14 protein-coding genes are annotated in these 21,613 nt (G+C 66.1%); 7 read left to right on the forward strand and 7 right to left on the reverse strand.

Features of this window, described 5'->3' with window-relative positions; all coding sequences use genetic code 11:
- The first annotated feature begins 37 nt into the window (after positions 1 to 37).
- The 3 genes from BLR19_RS04290 to BLR19_RS04300 all read left to right on the forward strand — a co-directional run bounded on the left by BLR19_RS04290 (position 38) and on the right by BLR19_RS04300 (position 4,084).
- Complete coding sequence (locus BLR19_RS04290; RefSeq protein WP_091747573.1) at positions 38 to 2,566, forward strand: TSCPD domain-containing protein; 2,529 nt, start codon at positions 38 to 40, stop codon at positions 2,564 to 2,566.
- 57 nt (positions 2,567 to 2,623) lie between these two features.
- Complete coding sequence (locus BLR19_RS04295) at positions 2,624 to 3,115, forward strand: pentapeptide repeat-containing protein (RefSeq protein ID WP_091747577.1); 492 nt, start codon at positions 2,624 to 2,626, stop codon at positions 3,113 to 3,115.
- Positions 3,116 to 3,196: 81 nt separating this feature from the next.
- Positions 3,197 to 4,084 (forward strand): pentapeptide repeat-containing protein, encoded by an 888-nt coding sequence (locus BLR19_RS04300; protein ID WP_055755153.1) that lies wholly within the window; start codon positions 3,197 to 3,199, stop codon positions 4,082 to 4,084.
- Positions 4,085 to 4,334: 250 nt separating this feature from the next.
- Here BLR19_RS04300 and tuf read toward each other — a convergent pair whose 3' ends face one another.
- The 4 genes from tuf to rpsL form a co-directional block, all read right to left on the reverse strand.
- Positions 4,335 to 5,525 (reverse strand): elongation factor Tu, encoded by a 1,191-nt coding sequence (tuf, locus tag BLR19_RS04305; protein WP_091747580.1) that lies wholly within the window; start codon positions 5,523 to 5,525, stop codon positions 4,335 to 4,337.
- 109 nt (positions 5,526 to 5,634) lie between these two features.
- Positions 5,635 to 7,713, reverse strand: a complete 2,079-nt coding sequence (gene fusA / locus BLR19_RS04310; RefSeq protein WP_039248504.1) for an elongation factor G — start codon at positions 7,711 to 7,713, stop codon at positions 5,635 to 5,637.
- A 146-nt stretch (positions 7,714 to 7,859) separates the two neighbouring features.
- The gene (gene rpsG, locus BLR19_RS04315) at positions 7,860 to 8,333 is read right to left on the reverse strand and encodes a 30S ribosomal protein S7 (protein ID WP_017506744.1); all 474 of its coding nucleotides are present in this window, start codon (positions 8,331 to 8,333) and stop codon (positions 7,860 to 7,862) included.
- A gap of 81 nt (positions 8,334 to 8,414) precedes the next feature.
- A complete protein-coding gene (gene rpsL / locus BLR19_RS04320) occupies positions 8,415 to 8,789 on the reverse strand; it encodes a 30S ribosomal protein S12 (protein ID WP_008260482.1) in 375 nt (124 codons plus the stop codon).
- 394 nt (positions 8,790 to 9,183) lie between these two features.
- Between rpsL and BLR19_RS14585 the strand changes: the two genes are divergently transcribed.
- Positions 9,184 to 9,765 carry a hypothetical protein gene (locus BLR19_RS14585; RefSeq protein ID WP_143007330.1) on the forward strand — a complete coding sequence of 194 codons (582 nt, stop codon included), beginning with the start codon at positions 9,184 to 9,186 and terminating at the stop codon, positions 9,763 to 9,765.
- A gap of 808 nt (positions 9,766 to 10,573) precedes the next feature.
- On the forward strand, positions 10,574 to 11,338 hold the full coding sequence (locus BLR19_RS04335; RefSeq protein WP_091747589.1) for a hypothetical protein: 765 nt from the start codon (positions 10,574 to 10,576) through the stop codon (positions 11,336 to 11,338).
- Positions 11,339 to 11,340: 2 nt separating this feature from the next.
- On the opposite strand, the gene BLR19_RS14955 is transcribed toward BLR19_RS04335, so the two are convergent.
- From BLR19_RS14955 to rpoB, 3 genes are all read right to left on the reverse strand, one after another.
- A complete protein-coding gene (locus tag BLR19_RS14955) occupies positions 11,341 to 11,472 on the reverse strand; it encodes a hypothetical protein (protein WP_255366429.1) in 132 nt (43 codons plus the stop codon).
- A 122-nt stretch (positions 11,473 to 11,594) separates the two neighbouring features.
- Positions 11,595 to 15,791: a DNA-directed RNA polymerase subunit beta' gene (gene rpoC / locus BLR19_RS04340; protein ID WP_091747592.1), complete on the reverse strand. Its 4,197-nt coding sequence runs from the start codon at positions 15,789 to 15,791 to the stop codon at positions 11,595 to 11,597.
- 103 nt (positions 15,792 to 15,894) lie between these two features.
- Positions 15,895 to 20,010, reverse strand: a complete 4,116-nt coding sequence (gene rpoB, locus BLR19_RS04345) for a DNA-directed RNA polymerase subunit beta (protein ID WP_091747596.1) — start codon at positions 20,008 to 20,010, stop codon at positions 15,895 to 15,897.
- A 340-nt stretch (positions 20,011 to 20,350) separates the two neighbouring features.
- Here rpoB and BLR19_RS04350 point away from each other — a divergent pair, with 340 nt between their 5' ends.
- Positions 20,351 to 20,902 (forward strand): FKBP-type peptidyl-prolyl cis-trans isomerase, encoded by a 552-nt coding sequence (locus tag BLR19_RS04350; protein WP_091747599.1) that lies wholly within the window; start codon positions 20,351 to 20,353, stop codon positions 20,900 to 20,902.
- A 132-nt stretch (positions 20,903 to 21,034) separates the two neighbouring features.
- Entirely contained in the window at positions 21,035 to 21,520 is a 486-nt protein-coding gene (locus tag BLR19_RS04355) for a hypothetical protein (RefSeq protein WP_143007331.1), read from the forward strand.
- Positions 21,521 to 21,613: the final 93 nt, after the last annotated feature.

The following is a 21,613-nucleotide window of genomic DNA, read 5'->3' on the forward strand; positions in this document are numbered from 1 at the left end:
TCCTAGGCTCGACCGAACCTTTCGGAGAGACGCCGCCATGCGCTTTCAATCCGGCTTCGCCGCTCGCGCCGAACGAGTCGCGATGGAGACCCGCGCCATCGAGCGCCCCGCCGGCGTGCAACAGGTTTTGGCTCCCGCCGGCTGGTCCGACGTCCGGATCGAGGCCTGGCTGGACTGGGTCGAGACGGAGGGGTTCGCAACGCCCCTGTCGGGCGACTGGCTGAACGGCGGCGTCGACGCCTGGGCCGAGCGGCTGGCGGAGACAGGCGTGGCCGAGGGCGTGTTCGACCGGGCCGAGGCCGCCGCGTTCGTCGGCGAACTGTCAGGCGCCTTCAGACTGGGCCTGGCGGCGCCGGCGGCGTCTGGCCCTGCGGCTGTCGGCGTCGTCGATCTGAACGACCCCGGCGTGGCGGCGCGGCTGAAGGCGCACGCCGGACGGCGCGCAGCCATGCGTCTGGGGGCCCAGGCGGCCGACGCCTTGGCCGAGGCGCTGGCGGGCGTGGCCGATGCGGTGGATCGCTGCGAAGGCCCGCGCGGCGACTGCGGCGATCCTTCGCGTAATCCGGCCCTGGGCCGTGCGGCGGCCTTGGCGCGGCGGTGCGGCGCCAGCGACGCCGATATCCTGAGAGCGATCGACGGCGAACGTCCCACGATGGCCTTGGAGCCGATAGTCGAAGGCGCGCCTCTGGTCGCCTTGGCGGACCGGACCCAGATCGCGGCGGGCGCGCCCGAAGGCTCGCTGGCGGCCGAGGCGGCGCTGGACGGCGGTCTGATCGTCGCCTTCGACCCGCGCGATGCGGAGACAGCGACTGCGCAGACCACGCGGGCTTTGATCGACCTAGGCGCCGTCCTGGCGCTCGACGGAGACATGGCGACCGATCTGGCGGATCTGACGCGCCTGCTGATGGTGGCGCTGGACCTTCAGTCCGCCCGGCCCGGTCCCATCGCGCTGGGACTGGACGGCCTGCTGGAGGCCCTCGCGGCTGACGACGACCGCACGTCTCAGGCGCGGACGTTCGCGGAACTGGTCGCGGCGACGGCGGCGATGGCCTCGGCCGAACTGGCGAGCCTGCGCGGTCCCTGCCCCGACTGGGAAGACCCGGAGAAGCCGCGTCGCCATTCGGCCATCGGCCTGTTCGTCGACGATGCGGAGGCGCGGCTGCGGCTGGGCCAGGGTCGCGTCGCGGCGATCGATGTGTTCCAGACGGCCGACGGCGAGATCGGTCGCCGGCTGCACCCCGCGCTTGCCGCGGCCATCTCTGCTGCCGGCGGCGATGTCCAGGCGGCGGAGCGGTGGACGTTCGGTCGCCGCACCCTGGTCGAGGCGCCGGGCATCGACCACACAGCCTTGCGCGCGCTGGGCTTCACCGACATCGAACTGGCCGCCATCGAGACCGCCCTGGGCTGGGCCGAGGATTTCGACACGGTCTTCGCCGCCCCCGTCTTGGACCCCGGCTTCATCCGCGACGTCCTGGGCGTGGAAGACGGCGATGGTCTGCTGCTGACCCTGCTGGGCGTGTCGGAAGAGGCGGAGACGGCGGCGACGCGCTGGGTCTTCGGTCATGGCGATCTGCGCGACTGGCCCGAGGCGCCGGGCAGCGTCGCCGCCCTGCTGGCCGATCCGGCGGCGGCGGCGGCCGAGCTGCGGCGCGCCGTCGAGCCGTTCAGCGACATGCCGGACCTCGCGATCGAATCGATGGACTGGCGCACGACCTCCACCCAGGCCGCGCGCCTGTTGAGCCAGGGGGCCCTGGACGGCCGTCGCGCCCTTCGCCTGTCGCGCGCCGCGCCGCCCGCCGGCCCGCTGCTGTCCCTGCCGCCGCTCGACGCCGTCCGCCCTGAACCTGCCCGCGAAGCGCCCCGCCCGGCTCCGACGGAACGGGTCGTTGAACGCGTGGTCGAGCGCGAACGCGCGCGCCGCAAACTGCCCGACCGGCGCAAGGGCTATATCCAGAAGGCCGCCGTCGGGGGCCACAAGGTTTATATCCACACCGGCGAATACGAAGACGGCGAACTGGGTGAGATCTTCATCGACATGCACAAGGAAGGCGCCGCCTTCCGCAGCCTGATGAACAACTTCGCCATCGCCATCTCGATCGGCCTGCAATACGGCGTGCCGCTGGACGAGTTCGTGGACGCCTTCGTCTTCACCCGGTTCGAGCCGGCCGGCCGCGTCACCGGCAACGATTCGATCAAGTCGGCGACCTCGATCCTGGACTACATCTTCCGCGAACTGGGCGTCTCCTATCTGGACCGCGTCGAGTTGGCCAACGCCGGGACCGAAGACCTGAACGCGGACGGACTGGGGGACAGTAAACCCGACGCCAACGCGGCCGTGCCCGCCGCCCGCTTCATCTCCAAAGGGTTCGCGCGCGGTTCTGCGCCCGACAATCTGGTCGTCCTGCCCTTCGGCAAGAAGGGCGAGCCGGAAGCCCGCACCGCCGCCAACAGCGAGGCCGTCGCCTGTCCCGCCTGCGGCGATTTTAGCCTGCAACAACGCGGCGCCGCCTGGGCCTGCGACACCTGCGGGGCGGCCCCGGCGCTTCAGGGCGGCGATCAGGGCTAGGTTAAGGGTTATGGCCTAGGGTTTGCTGACAGACGATCGAACGTCGGAGCCCGGTCCATGAAACGCACACTTTCTCTCGGCCTGATCGCCGCCCTGCTGGCCGTCGCCGCGCCCGCCCTGGCCCAGAACGCGGGCCAGATCGCCAGTGTGCGACGCGGCGCCTCCTGCGCCGGTTGCAATCTTTTTCAGGGCGACTTTTCGGGGCTGGAGGCGCGGGGCCTGAACCTGGCCGGTTCACGCCTGCGTCAGGCGGACCTGAGCCTGTCGGTGATGAACCGCACGCAATTCTCCAACACCGACATGCGTGACGTCGAAGCCTATGGCGGCGTTTTCTCGGGCTCGAACTTCTCGCGCGCCAACCTGACCAACGCCAGTTTTGTCGGCGCCTACCTGGAGGGCGCAAGCTTCGCCGGCGCGACCCTGTCGGGGACCAATCTGTCGGGCGCCCAGCTGGCGCGAGCCACCGGCCTGACCCAGGGCCAGCTGAACCAAGCGTGCGGCGACGGCTCCACCGTCCTGCCTCGGGGCTTGCGCATTCCGGCCTGCTGAGCGGCGCCGACCTTGCCTCGATTTCATGAAGTTACCTCGATTTAAGTAGGTGCGGCGGGGGTTTCGAGGCATTCAGAGTGCGTGAAACAGATCGCTGAACATATCCGGGTCCGCCCCACATTGGCTCTGCTGACGCTGGGACTGGCGCTCGCCGCCTCCCCCGCCTTCGCCGGGGTCGAGATGTCGATGCAGGACCGCGACGTGGCCCGCTCGGTGTCGCTGGGCGGATCGTGCAATCGCTGCGAACTGTCCGGCCGCAATCTGTCAGGCGCCACCTTCACCGGCGCCAGCTTCATGAACGCCACCCTGGTCGGCGCCAATCTGCGCGGCGCCGAGATGATGGGCTCCAACTTCACCGGAAGTGATTTCAGCCGGGCCAACATGGGCGGGGTCGAGATCGTCGGCGCCAACTTCACCTCCGCCAACTTCACCGGGGCGCAGATCAATGGGGCCGAGGCGCAAGGATCGTCCTTCGTTCGCGCCAACCTGACCCGCGCCAACCTTTCGGGCAGCGAGATGCACGGGGTCAACTTCACCGGCGCCACCCTGGCCGGAACCAACTTCTCAAACTCGGAACTGTTCGGCGCCACACTGGCCAATGTCCGGGCGTCGGGCGCCAACTTCGCCAGCGCCGAGGTCACGGCCTCGAACCTTTCGGGCGGCGATTTCTCCAACGCGGACTTTTCGAACGCCAGCCTAGATGGGGCGCGATTGACCGGCGGCAGCTTCTCGCGCGCCGACTTCTCCAACGCCTCGCTACGTCGGACCGACATTCGCGGCGCCGACCTGTCTGGCGCGCGAGGCCTGACGCAGGACCAGATCAGCGAAGCCTGCGGCGACGGCTCGACCCGCCTGCCCGGCCGCCTTTCGCCCCAGGCCTGCCGCAGCAGTTCTATTCGCATCGTCCGCGCAGCGCCCACGCCGCCGGTCCCGCCTCGCGTGCGAAACCTGGTCAACGCCGAAAACTAAGCCGTCCGCCTCGAACTCGTCCCTTCGGGACCGCCCCGTATCTCAGGCCTGACCCGCACCCCAAAGACCAGAGGCCTTGGCCTGCGGCGCAATCCGATGAAACTCGGACCTCTTACGGGCGCCTCTGGCGATCTGCGGGTAGCCCACAGCAAAACGGCCCCCGGATTGCTCCGGGGGCCGCTCTGTTACGCTACTCTGTCTTTCGGCCTATGCGCGCCTCGCGGAGGCGCGCGACTTGAGGCCGGTCTTCTTACTCGACGATCTTGGCCACGACGCCGGCGCCGACGGTGCGGCCGCCTTCACGGATGGCGAAGCGCAGGCCCTGGTCCATCGCGATCGGGGTGATCAGCTCGACGTTCAGCTCGGCGTTGTCGCCCGGCATGATCATCTCGACGCCTTCCTTCAGCTGAACGATGCCGGTCACGTCCGTCGTGCGGAAGTAGAACTGCGGGCGATAGTTCGTGAAGAACGGGGTGTGACGACCGCCTTCTTCCTTGGTCAGGATGTAGGCTTCGGCCAGGAACTTGGTGTGCGGGGTGATGGAGCCCGGCTTGCACAGCACCTGGCCGCGCTCAACGTCTTCACGCTTGGTGCCGCGCAGCAGCACGCCCACGTTGTCGCCCGCCTGACCCTGGTCCAGCAGCTTGCGGAACATTTCCACGCCCGTGCAGGTCGTCTTCTGGACCGGACGGATGCCGACGATCTCGACTTCCTCACCGACCTTGATGATGCCCTTCTCGACGCGGCCCGTGACCACGGTGCCGCGGCCCGAGATCGAGAACACGTCTTCGACCGGCATCAGGAACGGCAGGTCGACCGGACGCTCCGGCTGCGGGATGTAGGCGTCGACGGTTTCCATCAGGGCCAGAACGCGCTGTTCGCCGATTTCCGGGTTCACGCCGTCGGTCGCGGCCTTGGCCGAGCCCTTGGTGATCGGAATGTCGTCGCCGGGGAACTGGTACGACCAAAGCAGCTCGCGCACTTCCATCTCGACCAGCTCGAGCAGCTCTTCGTCGTCGACCAGGTCGACCTTGTTCATGAAGACCACCAGGGCCGGCACGCCGACCTGACGGGCCAGCAGGATGTGCTCGCGGGTCTGCGGCATCGGGCCGTCAGCGGCCGACACCACCAGGATCGCGCCGTCCATCTGCGCGGCACCGGTGATCATGTTCTTCACATAGTCGGCGTGGCCGGGGCAGTCGACGTGGGCGTAGTGACGGTTGGCCGTCTCATATTCCACGTGCGCCGTGTTGATCGTGATGCCGCGCGCCTTCTCTTCCGGCGCAGCGTCGATGTCGGCGTAGTTCATCGCCTTCGCGCCGCCGGCCTTCGCCAGCGTCATCGTGATCGCAGCCGTCAACGTCGTCTTGCCGTGGTCAACGTGACCAATCGTGCCGATGTTGCAGTGCGGCTTCGTCCGTTCGAACTTTTCCTTGGCCATTTTCTAGCTCCTAAGGTCCCCGAACCGGGGTTCCTGCAGTTTGGGGGTTAAGGACGCCCGGTCCTTACGGTCCGGGCGCATATAGGCGGGCTTTCCGAAAAGGGAAAGCTTAGGCGTACTTCTTGATCACTTCGTCGGCGACGTGTTGCGGCACCGGCTCGTAGTGGTCGTATTGCATGGTGAACTGGGCGCGGCCCTGCGACATGCCGCGCAGCGTGTTCACGTAGCCGAACATGTTGGCCAGCGGCACGAAGGCGTTCACGACGGTGGCGTTGCCGCGCATGTCCTGACCCTGGATCATGCCGCGACGGCCGTTCAGGTCGCCAATGACCGAGCCGAGATATTCCTCGGGGGTCACGACTTCCACCGCCATGATCGGCTCGAGCAGCTTGGGCGAACCCTTCTCCTTCAGTTCGCGGAAGGCGGCGCGGGCCGCGATTTCGAACGCCAGCACGCTGGAGTCGACGTCGTGGAACTTGCCGTCCGTCAGGGTCGCCTTGAAGTCGATCAGCGGGAAGCCGGCCAGCAGGCCGTTGTCCTTGGCCGAGTTCAGGCCCTTTTCGACGCCGGGGATGTATTCCTTCGGCACCGCGCCGCCGACGATCGAGTTCTCGAACACGAAGCCCGAGCCCGGCTCGCCGGGTTCGAAGGTGATCATGACACGGGCGAACTGGCCCGTACCGCCGGTCTGCTTCTTGTGCGTGTAGTCGATGTCGACCTTGCGGCCCAGCGATTCACGATAGGCGACCTGCGGCGCGCCGATGTTGGCCTCGACCTTATAGGTGCGCTTCAGGATGTCGATCTTGATGTCCAGGTGCAGCTCGCCCATGCCCTTCAGGATCGTCTGGCCCGACTCGTGGTCGGTCGAGACGGTGAAGGAGGGATCTTCCGAGGCCAGCTTGGCCAGGGCGACGCCCAGCTTCTCCTGGTCGCCCTTGGTCTTGGGCTCGACCGAGATCTCGATGACCGGCGCCGGGAACTCCATCTTCTCCAGGATGACGGGCGACTTGATCGGGTCGCACAGGGTGTCGCCCGTGCGGGTTTCCTTCAGGCCGGCCAGGGCGACGATGTCGCCGGCGTAGGCTTCCTTGACGTCTTCGCGGTTGTTGGAGTGCATCTGCAGCATCCGGCCGACGCGCTCTTTCTTGTCGCGGCTGGAGTTCAGCAGGCTCATGCCCGTTTCCATCTTGCCCGAGTACAGGCGGCAGAAGGTCAGCGAGCCGACGAAGGGGTCGTCCATGATCTTGAAGGCCAGGACCGACAGGGGCTCTTCGTCCGAGGCCTTACGCACGACGGGCTCTTCGGTCTTGAAGTCGATGCCCGGGGTCGGCGGGATGTCCAGCGGCGACGGCAGATAGTCGACGACGGCGTCCAGCAGCGTCTGCACGCCCTTGTTCTTGAAGGCCGAGCCGCACAGGATCGGATAGAAGGCGCCGGTCAGAACGGCCTTACGGATGCATTTCTTGATGGTGGCTTCGTCGGGCTCGTTGCCTTCGAGGTAGGCTTCCATCGCCTCGTCGTCCAGCTCGACGGCGTTGTCGATCAGGTACTGACGCGCGGCGACCGCCTTTTCCATCAGGTCGTCGGGGATCGGCACGTCCTTGTAGGAGGCGCCCAGGCCGTCGTTGTCCCAGACCACGCCGGTCATGCGGACCAGGTCGACCAGACCCGACAGCGAGGATTCGGCGCCGATCGGGAACTGGATCGGCACGGCCTTGGCGCCCAGGCGGTCGCGGATCGACTCGACCGAGGCGTCGAAGTCGGCGCCGATCTTGTCCATCTTGTTGACGAAGACGATGCGCGGAACCTTGTACTTGTCAGCCTGGCGCCAGACGGTTTCGGTCTGCGGCTCGACGCCGGCGTTGCCGTCCAGCACCGTCACGGCGCCGTCGAGGACGCGCAAGGAACGCTCGACTTCGATGGTGAAGTCCACGTGGCCTGGGGTGTCGATGATGTTCAGACGCTTGTTCTGCCAGAAGGCGGTCGTCGCGGCGGACGTGATGGTGATGCCGCGCTCCTGCTCCTGGTCCATCCAGTCCATGGTGGCGGCGCCGTCGTGGACTTCGCCGATCTTGTGGGATTTGCCGGTGTAATACAGGATCCGCTCGGTCGTCGTCGTCTTGCCCGCGTCGATGTGGGCCATGATGCCGAAGTTGCGGTAGTCCTGGAGCGCGTGCGTACGTGCCATGGAAACGTGCCTTGAAAGTTTTCAGGACGCTAAAGGGCGCCCACGGAAGGATGTCGGTGTTCGGATAAGCGAGTGCGGGCGATTTAGCTCAAACCGCCCGCACCGGAAACCCTTAGATAGTCAGCGCAGATGACGCTTTGAAGGCGTTACCAGCGATAGTGGCTGAAGGCGCGGTTGGCTTCGGCCATCTTGTGGGTGTCTTCGCGCTTCTTGACCGCGGTGCCGCGGTTGTTCGAAGCGTCCAGCAGTTCGGCGGCCAGCTTTTCGGTCATAGTGTTCTCGCCACGCTTGCGCGCAGCGTTCACCAGCCAGCGGATGGCCAGGGCGCGACGACGGTCCGGACGGACTTCGACGGGCACCTGATAGGTGGCGCCGCCGACGCGACGCGAGCGCACTTCGACCGACGGAGAGACGTTTTCCAGAGCGGCGTGGAAGGTCGCGACCGGCTCTTGGTCCTTCTTCTTCTCGGCTAGGATATCGAAGGCGCCGTACACGATGTTCTCGGCGACGGCCTTCTTACCTTCGTACATGACGTAGTTCATGAACTTGGTGACGACCAGGTCCCCGAACTTGGGATCCGGCAGAACTTCACGTTTCTGGGCGCGGTGACGACGCGACATGGGGTATTCCTTGCAGTGCCCGACCAGCGCCGGGATGATCTCGAAAAGGCCTCCGGGCGCGACGGCCCGGAGAAGAATGGCTTACTTCGGACGCTTGGCGCCGTAGTGCGAACGACGCTGCTTACGATCCTTGACGCCTTGGGTATCCAGAACGCCGCGCAGGATGTGGTAACGAACGCCGGGCAAGTCCTTCACGCGGCCGCCGCGGATCAGAACAACCGAGTGTTCTTGCAGATTGTGGCCTTCGCCGGGGATGTAGCACACGGCTTCGTAGCCGTTCTTGGCCAGACGGACCTTGGCGACCTTACGCAGAGCCGAGTTCGGCTTCTTCGGGGTCGTGGTGTAAACGCGGGTGCAGACGCCGCGACGCTGGGGCGAACCCTCCAGAGCCGGCACCTTGTTGCGGGTGGGCTTGGGCTTGCGCGGCTTGCGGATCAGCTGGTTGATCGTAGGCATTCGAAACTCGTCTCGACTTCTGATGGAGGCGTGTGTCTTTCGACCGAAGCGCCTCTCGCCTTCTTGTGAACGGGGGACCATCCCCTCGCCCGGGTGTCATCGAGACTGAGCGCGCGACCACCCAAACAGAAAAACCGGAACGCGCGCTTTGGGCGTTCCGGCGGGCACAGCCCGTCCGTTGGATTGTCACGATCTCAGCGACCGGCGAACCGGCCACGCCTCGAAAGTGGGCGGCTTCTACGCGCGATGGGCGCGAAGGTCAAGGCGGAGACGTTAACACTCCAGAATGCAGCCGCTTCGATGAAGCCTAACGGTCTTCAATAGAGCGACCTTTCGCCTGAAACCCGCCACGCTTCGCGCTCAGCTTGACGAGACGACCAACCGGGGATGGGTCATGGCGGGGCTGGCCAGAACAGGGGCGATTGCGCTCTCGCTTGCGGTCAACGCAGGCCTGCTGACGCTGCTCGCGTTGGAGGACCGCCGCCCGGCGTCACGTCGGATTTCGGGACACGCGCCGCTCTACATCGAGATCGAGCCTGTGATTGTAAGGCTCAAGGCCCGCACAGCGCCGATGGCTGCGCCGCCAGCGCAGCTCCAACGCCGGGCGCCAGCCCCTTCGCGCGATTCCATACCTGCGGGACCGGCGCCGACATCGGATCGTCCGGCCGCGCCCGCCTATGATCCGCGCTGGACAGTCCGACCGAACAACTTGGCCGCCGCCTGGCCGACGGGGAACGCGGCGCGCAATGGCGAGCCGGATTGCCGCCCCGAAACCGCACGGTCCACGCGGGACCGTCAGGCTTGCCGTGCGCTGGCGATCGCGGCCGATGGATCATCGCCGCCGATGGTGCGCTCCGGCGATGAGGAAAGGACGGCGGGCTTTGCAAAAGAAGCCGCCGTCAAGAAACGCTGGCGCGACTACCGCGAGGGCGACGGCGCCTACCCCGGGCTGCGGTCCCTGTTCGGCATGAACTGACGATGGCTGCCGTTGACATCAGACCTGGGGCGATGACGCCGACAAAGGCGCACCGCCGTCTTGGTTGGCGCAAGGCGGGCTTTGCGGCCGCCGCCGTCGGGCTGAATGCAGGGGCCGTCGTGCTTCTATCCATGACGGATCCGGGGCTGCGCGCGCGTTCGCTGCGGCCTGCGCCGATGATCGTCTATCTTGAGGACGCCTGGCCGTCCCTGGTCCGCGCGCCAAGAGCTCCGCTCGTCACGTCCTCTGAGGCCGCGACCCGACGCGCGCAGGCGTCGCAAGGGGAGGCGCCGAACAGAGGTGATCCGGCGACGTCGGCGCCCCCGTCCCCGCCCCCGCCCCCGCCGTCGTCCATGAGCCAGGCGAACGCGGACGACGGGATCGACGACCGCTGGCGGGTCGGCGGCGCTCTTGCGGGGCCGAGATTGTCTTCCCTTTCGTGCAACGCCCCGCACCGCCTCGCGCCCGACGACCGCCGCCGCTGCGAGGAGCGCTGGAACGGCGGCGAAGCCGCCCCTGTCATCCGGGGAACGGGGAACGTCGAGCGCGACGCCGCCTTCGCGCGACAGGGGGCGCGTCGTCTGGCGGCCTGGGAAGCGCAACGCGCCGATCCGCCACGCGTCCGGAGATCGTGCGAAGATCCCAACCCTGTGGCAGGTTGCCCCGACGTGGATATTCGGATCGAACTCTTTTCTAGGCAGGACGGCTTCCTGCCCAATCTCCGAAAGCGTCGCGAATGACCGCCGCCTCCGCGCCCTCCCCTGGCCCAAGGTCGCAACGAACTCGCCCGAACTGGCGAAAGGTCGCCTTGGCGACAGCCTCGGTCGCCATCAACGCAGGGCTGATCGCCACCCTATCCCTGACCGCACTGGGGATTGACGCGCCGCCGAGCGCGCCCGATCCACGTCCGCTCTACATCGACATCAGCCCGCGCCCTCAGCTGCCGAACGAGCGGCCCCGCCCTGCGATGCAGACGCCCGAGCCCGTCGCCATGTCCGCATCGCGTGATGCTGGCGGCATCGACGCTGCTCCCACAAACAGGGTCGCGTCCGCGCCAGACAGTCGCCCCGCCCCGATTCGTCCGCGGATCGCCGCGCCCACCCCCCAGGGCGCGCCCGCGCCGCCGGACGCCTGGACGGTCAATCCGAACGACCGCGCCGGCGCCATGTCCCGCGTCCTGCGTCAGGGCCTGATCGGCTGCACCACGCCGCAACAGCTCAACGCCGCCGAGCGCGCCCATTGCCGCGAGGACGCCATGCGACGCGGCATGAACGCCGCTCCGATCACCGGCACGGGCAACCCCGAGCGCGACGCCGCCTTTGCGCGCGAGGGGGCGCGGCGTCTGGCCGAATGGGAGGCGCGCCGTCGTCCTCTGTCCGGCGGCGTCGGCGTGGTGGGTCCGGCGGACTGCGTCGGCTCGAACTTCGGTACAGGCTGCGCCGGCGCGCAGTTGAATCCCTCGCTGGCGCCCGACTCGACCCGCAACGTCCAGACCCGACGCGACGGCCACCGGGCCGGCGGCGCACCGATCACGCCAGGTGCTTCAGCCCCGATAGAGCGGTGGAAAAATTGAGGTCAGTGATCCTGGCAATAGGCGTCATGCATGGCCGCGCCGAGATTGAGCATCATCGTCTTGGCTTCAACGACGACGAAGAGCGACAAAATCACGGCCGTTAGGCCCCACAGCACCTTGTCAGCGTTCGTCATGGCGGCCCTCTACACAACCTTGGCTCAGTTCACCGCAATCCGAGCACGCGTCAAGGCATAGAAAAAGGGCGGCGCCGTCGCCGGCGCCGCCCTCTTCGTATCTTCGCTCGAGAAGCGTGAGATCAGCTCTCGCTGCTCTCCAGCTCCAGTTGCAGATCGGCCGGCAGCGGCTCGATCGCCTCTTCCAGAGCCGAGGTCAGTTCTGCATCACGCTCGTTGGCGATCTTCTGCAGGCTGCGCAGGTAGGCGCCGGTGCCGGCCGGGATCAGGCGGCCGACGATGACGTTTTCCTTCAGGCCTTCCAGCATGTCCTTCTTGCCGTGGACCGAAGCGTCGGTGAGGACGCGAGTGGTCTCCTGGAAGGACGCCGCCGAGATGAAGCTGCGGGTTTGCAGCGACGCCTTGGTGATGCCCAGCAGGACGGGCTGGGTGGTGGCCAGGCGGCCGCCACGCTTCTCGACCTTGGCGTTTTCCAGAACGGCTTCGGCGACTTCGACGGTGTCGCCGCGGATCAGGGTGGTTTCACCCGAATCTAGCACTTCCACCTTCTGCAGCATCTGACGCACGATGACTTCGATGTGCTTGTCGTTGATCGGCACGCCCTGCAGTCGATAGACCTCCTGCACTTCGTTCACCAGATACTCGGCCAGCGCCTCGACGCCCTGGATGCGCAGCAGATCGTGCGGATCCGGGTTGCCGTCGATGATGTAGTCGCCCTTCTGGATCAGATCGCCGTCGTGGACGGAGATGTGCTTGCCCTTCGGGATCAGGAACTCGACCGGTTCGCCCTGCACGCCGTCGGCGTTGGGCTCGGGCGTGATCTTGATGCGACGCTTGTTCTTGTAGTCGCGGCCGAATTCGACGCGACCATCCATCTCGGCGATGACCGCGCAGTCCTTCGGACGGCGAGCTTCGAACAGTTCGGCGACGCGCGGCAGACCGCCGGTGATGTCGCGGGTCTTGGCGCCTTCGGTCGGAACGCGGGCGATGATCTCGCCCGGCTTGACCTCATCGCCGTTCGACACGGACAGAACCGCGCCCACGGGCAGCAGATAGCGGGCGTCCGAACCGGACGACAGCTTGGCGTAAGCGTCGCCCAGGGTGACGCCCATGGCCGGACGCAGGTCCGAGCCGCGCGGGCTGGCGCGCCAGTCGCTGACGACGCGCTGGGCGATGCCCGTCGCTTCGTCGGTTTCTTCCTTGACCGACAGGCCTTCGACCAGGTCCTCGAAGCGCACGACGCCGCCGACTTCCGTCAGGATCGGGGTGGTGTAGGGGTCCCACTCCGCCAGGCGTTGGTTCTTCTTGACCTCGTCGCCGTCCTTGACGCGGATGCGGGCGCCGTAAGGAGCCTTGTGCGTCTCGCGGTCCTTGCCGTCCACGACCACGGTCACGATGACGTTGCGGCTCATGGCCACCAGGTCGCCGTGGGCCGCGACGACGGTCGGGCCGGTGACCTTGGCCGTACCGGCGTTGGTCGCCTCCATGAAGGAGGTTTCCGCCACCTGGGCCGTGCCGCCGATGTGGAAGGTCCGCATCGTCAGTTGGGTGCCCGGCTCGCCGATCGACTGGGCGGCGATGACGCCGACCGCTTCGCCGATGTTGACGTTGGTGCCGCGTGCCAAGTCACGGCCGTAGCAGTGGGCGCAGATGCCGGCTTCGGCCTCGCAGGTCAGGGCCGAACGGACCTTGACCGACTGAACGCCCGCAGCCTCGACGGCCTCGGCGACTTCTTCCACCAGATAGGTGTCGGCAGGGAACAGGACGGTATCCGTGCCCGGCTCCTTGATGTCCTCGGCCGCATAGCGACCCAGGATGCGCTGACCCAGCGAGACCAGCACGTCGCCGCCTTCCATCACCGCACGCAGGGTGATGCCGCGCGTCGAGCCGCAATCCTGCTCGGTGACGATGGAGTCCTGCGCCACGTCCACCAGACGGCGGGTCAGGTAACCCGAGTTGGCGGTCTTCAGCGCGGTGTCGGCCAGACCCTTGCGGGCGCCGTGGGTGGAGTTGAAGTATTCAAGGACGGTCAGGCCTTCCTTGAAGTTCGAGGTGATCGGCGTCTCGATGATCTCGCCGGACGGCTTGGCCATCAGGCCGCGCATGCCGCCCAGTTGCTTCATCTGGGCCTGCGAACCCCGGGCGCCGGAGTTGGCCATCATGAAGACCGAGTTGATGTCGGGGTTTTCACCCTCGATCAGCACGCGCGGTTGCGCGATCTCGCCCATCATGGCGTCGGCGATCCGGTCCGTAGCCTTGGACCAGGCGTCAACCACCTTGTTGTACTTCTCCCCGCGCGTGATCAGACCGTCGGCGTACTGTTGCTCGTACTCCTCGACCTGGGTGCGCGTCTCGGCGACCAGCTCGATCTTCTTGGCCGGGATCACGATGTCGTCCTTGCCGAAGGAAATGCCGGCCTTGGCGGCTTCGCGGAAGCCCAGGCCCATCATCTGGTCGGCGAAGATGACCGTCGCCTTCTGACCGCAGTGGCGATAGACCACGTCGATCAGATTGCCGATTTCCTTCTTGGTCAGGTTCTTCTCGAGCAGGCGATAGCCGACGTTCGGGTTACGCGGCAGCAGAGCCGCCAGCTTCATGCGGCCCGGCGTGGTGTCGATGACCTTGGTCACCTCCTTGCCTTCGGCGTCCTGTTCCGTCCAGCGCGCCTTGATGCGCGTGTGCAGGGTGACGACCTTGGCGTCCAGCGCCGCATCGATCTCGCCGATGTTGGCGAACAGCTTGCCTTCGCCCGGCTCGCCGTCCTTGACCAGCGACAGATAGTACAGGCCCAGGACGATGTCCTGCGACGGCACGATGATCGGCTTGCCGTTGGCGGGCGACAGGATGTTGTTGGTCGACATCATCAGGACGCGCGCTTCCAGCTGGGCCTCGAGGCTCAGCGGGACGTGAACGGCCATCTGGTCGCCGTCGAAGTCGGCGTTGAAGGCGGTGCAGACCAGCGGGTGCAGGCGGATGGCCTTGCCCTCGATCAGCTTGGGCTCGAACGCCTGGATGCCCAGACGGTGAAGCGTCGGCGCGCGGTTCAGCAGAACCGGGTGCTCGCGGATGACCTCGTCCAGGATGTCCCAGACGGCGGGCTGCTCGCGCTCGACCATGCGCTTGGATTGCTTGACGGTGCCCGACAGGCCCTTGGCGTCCAGGCGCGCATAGATGAACGGCTTGAACAGCTCCAGCGCCATCTTCTTGGGCAGGCCGCACTCGTGCAGCTTCAGTTCCGGACCCACGGTGATGACCGAACGACCCGAATAGTCGACGCGCTTGCCCAGCAGGTTCTGACGGAAGCGACCCTGCTTGCCCTTCAGCATGTCGGCCAGCGACTTCAGCGGACGCTTGTTGGCGCCCGTGATCACGCGACCGCGACGGCCGTTGTCGAACAGGGCGTCGACCGACTCCTGCAGCATCCGCTTTTCGTTACGGATGATGATGTCCGGCGCGCGCAGCTCCATCAGGCGCTTCAGGCGGTTGTTGCGGTTGATGACGCGGCGATACAGGTCGTTCAGGTCGGAGGTCGCGAAACGACCGCCGTCCAGCGGCACCAGCGGACGCAGTTCCGGCGGAATGACCGGCACGATCGTCAGGATCATCCACTCGGGCTTGTTGCCCGACTCCAGGAAGGCCTCGATCAGCTTCAGGCGCTTGGACGCCTTCTTGGCCTTCATTTCCGAGGGATTGTCGGCCAGCTCTGCGCGGTGCTTTTCGGCTTCCGCGTTCAGATCGATGCCCATCAGCAGGTTGCGCACGGCCTCGGCGCCGATTTCGGCGGTGAAGCCATCATCGCCGAACTCTTCCTGATAGCGATAGAACTCGTCTTCCGTCAGCAGTTGGTTCTGCTTCAGCGGGGTCAGGCCCGGCTCGGTGACGATGTAGTTCTCGAAGTACAGGACGCGCTCGACATCCTTCAGCGCCATGTCCAGCATCAGCGAGATGCGGCTGGGCAGCGACTTCAGGAACCAGATGTGGGCAACCGGCGCAGCCAGGTCGATGTGACCCATGCGCTCGCGGCGAACGCGGGCCAGGGTGACTTCGACGCCGCACTTCTCGCAGATGATGCCCTTGTACTTCATGCGCTTGTACTTGCCGCACAAGCATTCGTAGTCCTTGGTCGGGCCAAAGATACGCGCGCAGAACAGGCCGTCACGCTCGGGCTTGAACGTGCGGTAGTTGATGGTTTCCGGCTTCTTGATCTCGCCGAACGACCACGAACGGATCTTCTCGGGCGAGGCCAGGGCGATCTTGATCTGGTCGAAGGTCGGGGTGACCGGGACCGGGTTGAAGATGTTCAGGACTTCCTGGTTCATCTTGATTCCTTCTGCGGGGCTGACCCGCGAAAATTATTCAGAACGGAGAAAAGCGGAGGGATCGCCCGCTCCCGCCGTGGCGAGAGAGGGCTCGTGATCCGGATCAGCTGTTCCCCAGCTCCACGTTCAGACCCAGCGAACGCATTTCCTTGATGAGCACGTTGAAGCTCTCAGGAATGCCAGCCTCGAAGCTGTCGTCGCCACGGACGATGGCCTCGTAGACCTTGGTCCGGCCGGCCACGTCGTCGGACTTCACCGTCAGCATCTCCTGCAGGGTGTAGGCGGCGCCGTAAGCTTCCAGAGCCCAGACCTCCATTTCCCCGAAGCGCTGACCGCCGAACTGCGCCTTGCCGCCCAGCGGCTGCTGGGTGACCAGCGAGTACGGGCCGATGGAGCGGGCGTGGATCTTGTCGTCGACCAGGTGGTGCAGCTTCAGCATGTAGATGTAGCCGACCGTGACCGGACGCTTGAACTGCTCGCCGGTCTGGCCGTCGTACAAGATCGACTGGGCCGACTTGTTCAGCCCCGCCTCTTCCAGCAGACGCTCGATGTCGCTGATGTGGGCGCCGTCGAAGACCGGGGTCGCGAAGGGCACGCCCTTGGACAGGTTTTTCGCCAGTTCGACCAGTTCTTCCTCATCTTCCGGCAGCGGGGTTTCCGGGCCGTAGATTTCGGTCAAACGCTCGACCAGAGCCTGCTTCTGACCACCCCCTTGCCAGGCTTCCAGCAGACCGGAGATCTGCTTGCCCAGACCGGCGGCGGCCCAACCCAGGTGGGTTTCGAAGATCTGACCGATGTTCATGCGCGACGGCACGCCCAGCGGGTTCAGAACGACGTCGACATGCGTGCCGTCTTCCAGGTGCGGCATGTCCTCGATCGGCAGGATCTTGGAGATGACGCCCTTGTTGCCGTGACGGCCGGCCATCTTGTCGCCGGGCTGAAGCTTGCGCTTCACGGCCACGAAGACCTTGACCATCTTCATCACGCCGGGGGGCAGTTCGTCGCCGCGTTGCAGCTTCTCGACCTTGTCTTCGAAACGACGGTCCAGTTGCTTGCGAGCGTCCTCGAACTGACGCTTCATCGCCTCCAGCTCGCCCATGGCCTTTTCGTCGTCCAGGGCGATCTGCCACCACAGACCACGGCTGACCTCGGCCAGCTTCTCTTCGGTCAGTTCGCCACGGCCGATGCCCTTGGGCCCCGACACGGCGTTCTTGCCCACGATCAGCGGCTTCAGGCGGCTATAGACGTTGCGCTCCAGGATCTTGAGCTCGTCGTCGCGGTCCTTGCCCAGACGTTCGATCTCGGCGCGTTCGATCGCCATGGCGCGCTCGTCCTTGTCGACGCCGTGACGGTTGAAGACGCGAACGTCGACGATCGTGCCGGCGACGCCGGGCGGCAGGCGCAGGGAGGTGTCGCGCACATCCGAAGCCTTCTCGCCGAAGATGGCGCGCAGCAGCTTCTCTTCCGGCGTCATCGGGCTTTCGCCCTTCGGCGTGACCTTGCCGACCAGGATGTCGCCCGGCTGAACCTCGGCGCCGATGGCCACGATGCCCGCTTCGTCGAGGTTGCGCAGGGCTTCCTCGCCGACGTTGGGGATGTCGCGCGTGATTTCCTCAGGGCCAAGCTTCGTATCGCGGGCGGCGACTTCGAACTCTTCCAGGTGGATCGAGGTGAAGACGTCGTCGCGCACGATGCGCTCGGAGATCAGGATGGAGTCTTCGAAGTTGTAGCCGTTCCAGGGCATGAAGGCGACCAGGGCGTTGCGGCCCAGGGCCAGTTCGCCCAGGTCGGTCGACGGACCGTCGGCGATCACGTCGCCGCCCTTCACCTGATCGCCCACGCGCACGATCGGGCGCTGGTTGATGCAGGTCGACTGGTTCGAACGCTGGAACTTCGACAGGCGGTAGATGTCGACGCCCGAGCGGGCGGCGTCCACGTCGCCGGTGGCGCGCACGACGATCCGGGTGCCGTCGATCTGTTCGACGACGCCGTCACGACGGGCGACCACGACGGCGCCGGAGTCCACGGCTACGACCGCTTCCATGCCCGTGCCGACCAGCGGCGCGTCCGACTGCACCAGAGGCACGGCCTGACGTTGCATGTTAGCGCCCATCAGCGCGCGGTTGGCGTCATCGTTTTCCAGGAACGGGATCAGGGCGGCGGCGACCGAAACGACCTGTTTCGGCGACACGTCCATCATGTCCACGGCGTCCTTGTTCAGGAGCTGGGATTCACCGTTGATCCGGCCGGGGACCAGGTCCTCGACGATCTGACCGTTCTTCAGTTCGATGTTGGCCTGAGCGATCGTGTACTTCGACTCTTCCATGGCCGAGATGTAGACCACCTCGCCCTGGGCCTGGCCGTCCTTCACGCGACGGTACGGGCTCTCGATGAAGCCGTACTTGTTGACGCGCGCGTGGGTGGCCAGCGAGTTGATCAGGCCGATGTTCGGGCCTTCCGGCGTTTCGATCGGGCAGATGCGGCCGTAGTGGGTCGGGTGCACGTCGCGGACTTCAAAGCCCGCGCGCTCACGCGTCAGACCGCCCGGGCCAAGCGCCGACAGACGACGCTTGTGCGTGATTTCCGACAGCGGGTTCGTCTGGTCCATAAACTGCGACAGCTGCGACGAACCGAAGAACTCGCGAACCGCGGCGGCGGCCGGCTTGGCGTTGATCAGGTCGTGCGGCATGACCGTGTCGATGTCGACCGAGGACATGCGCTCCTTGATGGCGCGCTCCATGCGCAGCAGACCGACGCGGTACTGGTTTTCCAGCAGCTCGCCGACCGAACGGACCCGGCGGTTGCCCAGGTTGTCGATGTCGTCGATCTCGCCGCGACCGTCCTTCAGGCCGACCAGGATCTGCAGCACCTTCAGCACGTCTTCCTTGCGCAGGACGCGGATCTCGTCGGAGACCTCAGGGCTTTCCAGACGCATGTTCATCTTGACCCGGCCGACAGCCGACAGGTCGTAGCGTTCGCTGTCGAAGAACAGCGAGTTGAACATGGCCTCGGCGGCTTCCGGGGTGGGCGGCTCGCCCGGACGCATCACGCGATAGACGTCGAACAGGGCGTCCTCGCGGTTGTCGTTCTTGTCCACGCGCAAGGTGTTGCGCATGTAGGCGCCGACCGTGACGTGGTCGATGTCCAGCACCTCAATGGTGGTGAAGCCGTTTTGCTCCAGCACTTCGATGGTCGGGGCGTCCAGCTCGTCGCCGGCCTCGGCGAAGATTTCGCCGGTCTCGAAGTTGACTGCGTCATTGGCCAGATATTTGGTGACCAGGGCGTCGGCGGCCAGCGACAGCGAGGTCGTCGTCTCGCCCAGCTTCTTGGCGGCGCGGGCGCTAATCTTCTGACCGGCCTGGGCGACCACTTCGCCGGTGTCGGCGTCGATCAGGTCGAACTCCGGCTTAACCCCGCGCCATCGCTCGGCCTTGTAGGGCGTGACCCAGCCTTCGCCGCGCTTCTCGTAAGGCACGGTCTCGTAGAAGGTCTTCAGGATTTCTTCGCCGTCCATGCCCAGACCCATCAGGAAGGTCGTGGCCGGCAGCTTGCGGCGGCGGTCTATGCGCACATAGACCACGTCCTTGGCGTCGAACTCGAAGTCGAGCCACGAGCCGCGGTACGGGATCACGCGGGCGGCGAACAGCAGCTTGCCCGACGAGTGCGTCTTGCCCTTATCGTGGTCGAAGAAGACGCCCGGCGAACGGTGCATCTGGGAGACGATCACGCGCTCGGTGCCGTTGACGATGAAGGTGCCCTTGTCCGTCATGAGCGGGATGTCGCCCATGTAGACGTCCTGCTCCTTGATGTCCTTAACCGAACGGGCTCCCGTTTCCTCGTCGGTTTCGAACACGATCAGGCGCAGCTTGACCTTCAGCGGCGCGGCATAGGTCATGTCGCGCTGAATGCACTCCTCGACGTCGTACTTCGGCTCTTCGAACTCGTACGAGACGTATTCCAGGATCGCGCGCTCGTTGAAGTCCTTGATCGGGAACACCGACTTGAAGACCGCCTCGATGCCCTGCTCCTTGCGGACGCCCGGACGGACCTCGCGCTGCAGGAACTGTTCGTAGGAAGCGCGCTGAACCTCGATCAGGTTCGGCATCGCGATCGCTTCGGGGATACGCCCGAAGGATTTGCGGATGCGCTTCTTGCCGGTGAACGAGGTGGCGGAAGCGATCTGACCGTTGATGGCGAGATCGTGGGCGACGTCAGTCATTCAGTGTTTCCCATGGCGCACACCCCGGGGAAGGCGTGCGTGAAATGCAGCAGCCACGGCGCGCGTCTCCGCGTCCGCAGCCAGGGTTTCGGCATCCACCCTCGGCCCGCTGCCGGGCCAGGACGCCTGAAATGGACCGGCTCCCTGGGAAGGAGCCGCGCCTTCGCTCGGTCGGAGGGCGACGGACCGGGCCTCGGCGCTTGCGCGCAGACTCATATGGAGTGTTGCGGAGCGCGCACATATACGCGCATTAGCGACGAAATAAAGGCCCCAGGGAACCTTTTCGACGGAGCCGAGCAATCTCGTTGCGAGCGACGATGGCCTGATCTAGCGTCGCCTTATGACACGGATCGCCCTGCCCCTGCTCGCCGCCCTCGCCCTTTCCGCCTGCGCCACCCATCGCGAGCCGGTGACCTATGCCGAGACGGCTTCGGCCGCCGCGCGCGCCGCCGATCAGGTCAACGGCCAAGGCGCCCTGACGCCGCAGCAGGCCTGGGACGCCGGCAATACCGCCTACCTCGCCTGGAACGGCGCCCGGCGCGGCTGGACCACCACCGAAAGCGGCCTGCAATATCGCCGCGTCGGCAAGGCCCACCCCGAGGGCGCTCAGCCGAAGGCGACCGACACGGTCAAGGTCCACTATCGCGGCACCTTCATCGACGGGCGCGAGTTCGATAGCTCCTATTCTCGTAACGAACCGGCCGAGTTCCCGCTGAACCGCGTCATCAAGGGCTGGACCGAGGGCGTGGCCCTGATGCGCGTCGGGGAAATCTACGAGTTCGTCATCCCCGCCTCGCTGGGCTACGGCTCGCGCTGGGTCGGCGGCGACGAACTGCCTCCCAACTCGACCCTGCGCTTCTCGGTCGAACTGCTGGACGTCAAGCCGGGCTGAAGGCCGAAACAGGATGGCTGGCGACCGCGCTCCATCCTATTTTGACACCCTGATCGCAGCCTATTCAACGACTTAGGAGCTCGAAGCGTCATTGTTCCGGCCATAGCCGACGCCGCCCGCATCATGGGCGGCATGGCCGATGACATCTCCGATCCCAATCCGAATTCGCCCGACTGGACCCGACGGTCCGCCGCAACCTGGGCCGCCGCCCGCAAAGACTATCTCGCCGGGGGGTTCGCCCAGGAGGTCTGCGCGCGCCACGGTCTCAGCCTCTCGACCTTCCGTTGGCGCGCCCGCACGGAGGGCTGGCGCCGATCGGACCAGCCGCACGGCGCGGTTTTCGAACCGCTCGACGCCTATGAGTTGGACGCCATCGACCAGCGCCTGCCCTGCAACGCCGCCGACATGGCGCGTCTGGCCTGGGCCAATGCTTCACGGGCGATGATCGACGGCAAGCTGATCGAGGCGCGGGGCTGGTCCCGCCTGCACAAGGATCTGGAGGCCATCGCCAAGATCGACGACCATGCTGTGCGCTACTACCGGGGCATGGCCAACGACCCGAAACGACAGCACAACCTGCCCACCACGCCGCCCCTGCGTCCGATGGAGGAGGACTGATCCGAATTGCACGCCCTTGCATTTTGCACGCGTTTTCGGGGTGCAGTGTAATTTCGGATCAGCGCTGACGCTTGACGCCTTGCACCCTGCGTC

It is taken from the genome of Brevundimonas sp. 374, assembly GCF_900102995.1.
GTDB lineage: Bacteria > Pseudomonadota > Alphaproteobacteria > Caulobacterales > Caulobacteraceae > Brevundimonas > Brevundimonas vesicularis_C.

What these genes read in the sequence shown, in the direction of transcription:
- fusA (WP_039248504.1), bottom strand. Translation starts at nt 7,713, where the DNA reads ATGGCACGTACGCACGCGCTCCAGGACTACCGCAACTTCGGCATCATG.
- BLR19_RS04350 (WP_091747599.1), top strand. Translation starts at nt 20,351, where the DNA reads ATGACACGGATCGCCCTGCCCCTGCTCGCCGCCCTCGCCCTTTCCGCC.
- tuf (WP_091747580.1), bottom strand. Translation starts at nt 5,525, where the DNA reads ATGGCCAAGGAAAAGTTCGAACGGACGAAGCCGCACTGCAACATCGGC.
- BLR19_RS14585 (WP_143007330.1), top strand. Translation starts at nt 9,184, where the DNA reads ATGGCGGGGCTGGCCAGAACAGGGGCGATTGCGCTCTCGCTTGCGGTC.
- rpoB (WP_091747596.1), bottom strand. Translation starts at nt 20,010, where the DNA reads ATGACTGACGTCGCCCACGATCTCGCCATCAACGGTCAGATCGCTTCC.
- rpsL (WP_008260482.1), bottom strand. Translation starts at nt 8,789, where the DNA reads ATGCCTACGATCAACCAGCTGATCCGCAAGCCGCGCAAGCCCAAGCCC.
- rpsG (WP_017506744.1), bottom strand. Translation starts at nt 8,333, where the DNA reads ATGTCGCGTCGTCACCGCGCCCAGAAACGTGAAGTTCTGCCGGATCCC.
- BLR19_RS04290 (WP_091747573.1), top strand. Translation starts at nt 38, where the DNA reads ATGCGCTTTCAATCCGGCTTCGCCGCTCGCGCCGAACGAGTCGCGATG.
- BLR19_RS04355 (WP_143007331.1), top strand. Translation starts at nt 21,035, where the DNA reads ATGGCCGATGACATCTCCGATCCCAATCCGAATTCGCCCGACTGGACC.
- BLR19_RS14955 (WP_255366429.1), bottom strand. Translation starts at nt 11,472, where the DNA reads ATGACGAACGCTGACAAGGTGCTGTGGGGCCTAACGGCCGTGATTTTG.
- rpoC (WP_091747592.1), bottom strand. Translation starts at nt 15,791, where the DNA reads ATGAACCAGGAAGTCCTGAACATCTTCAACCCGGTCCCGGTCACCCCG.
- BLR19_RS04295 (WP_091747577.1), top strand. Translation starts at nt 2,624, where the DNA reads ATGAAACGCACACTTTCTCTCGGCCTGATCGCCGCCCTGCTGGCCGTC.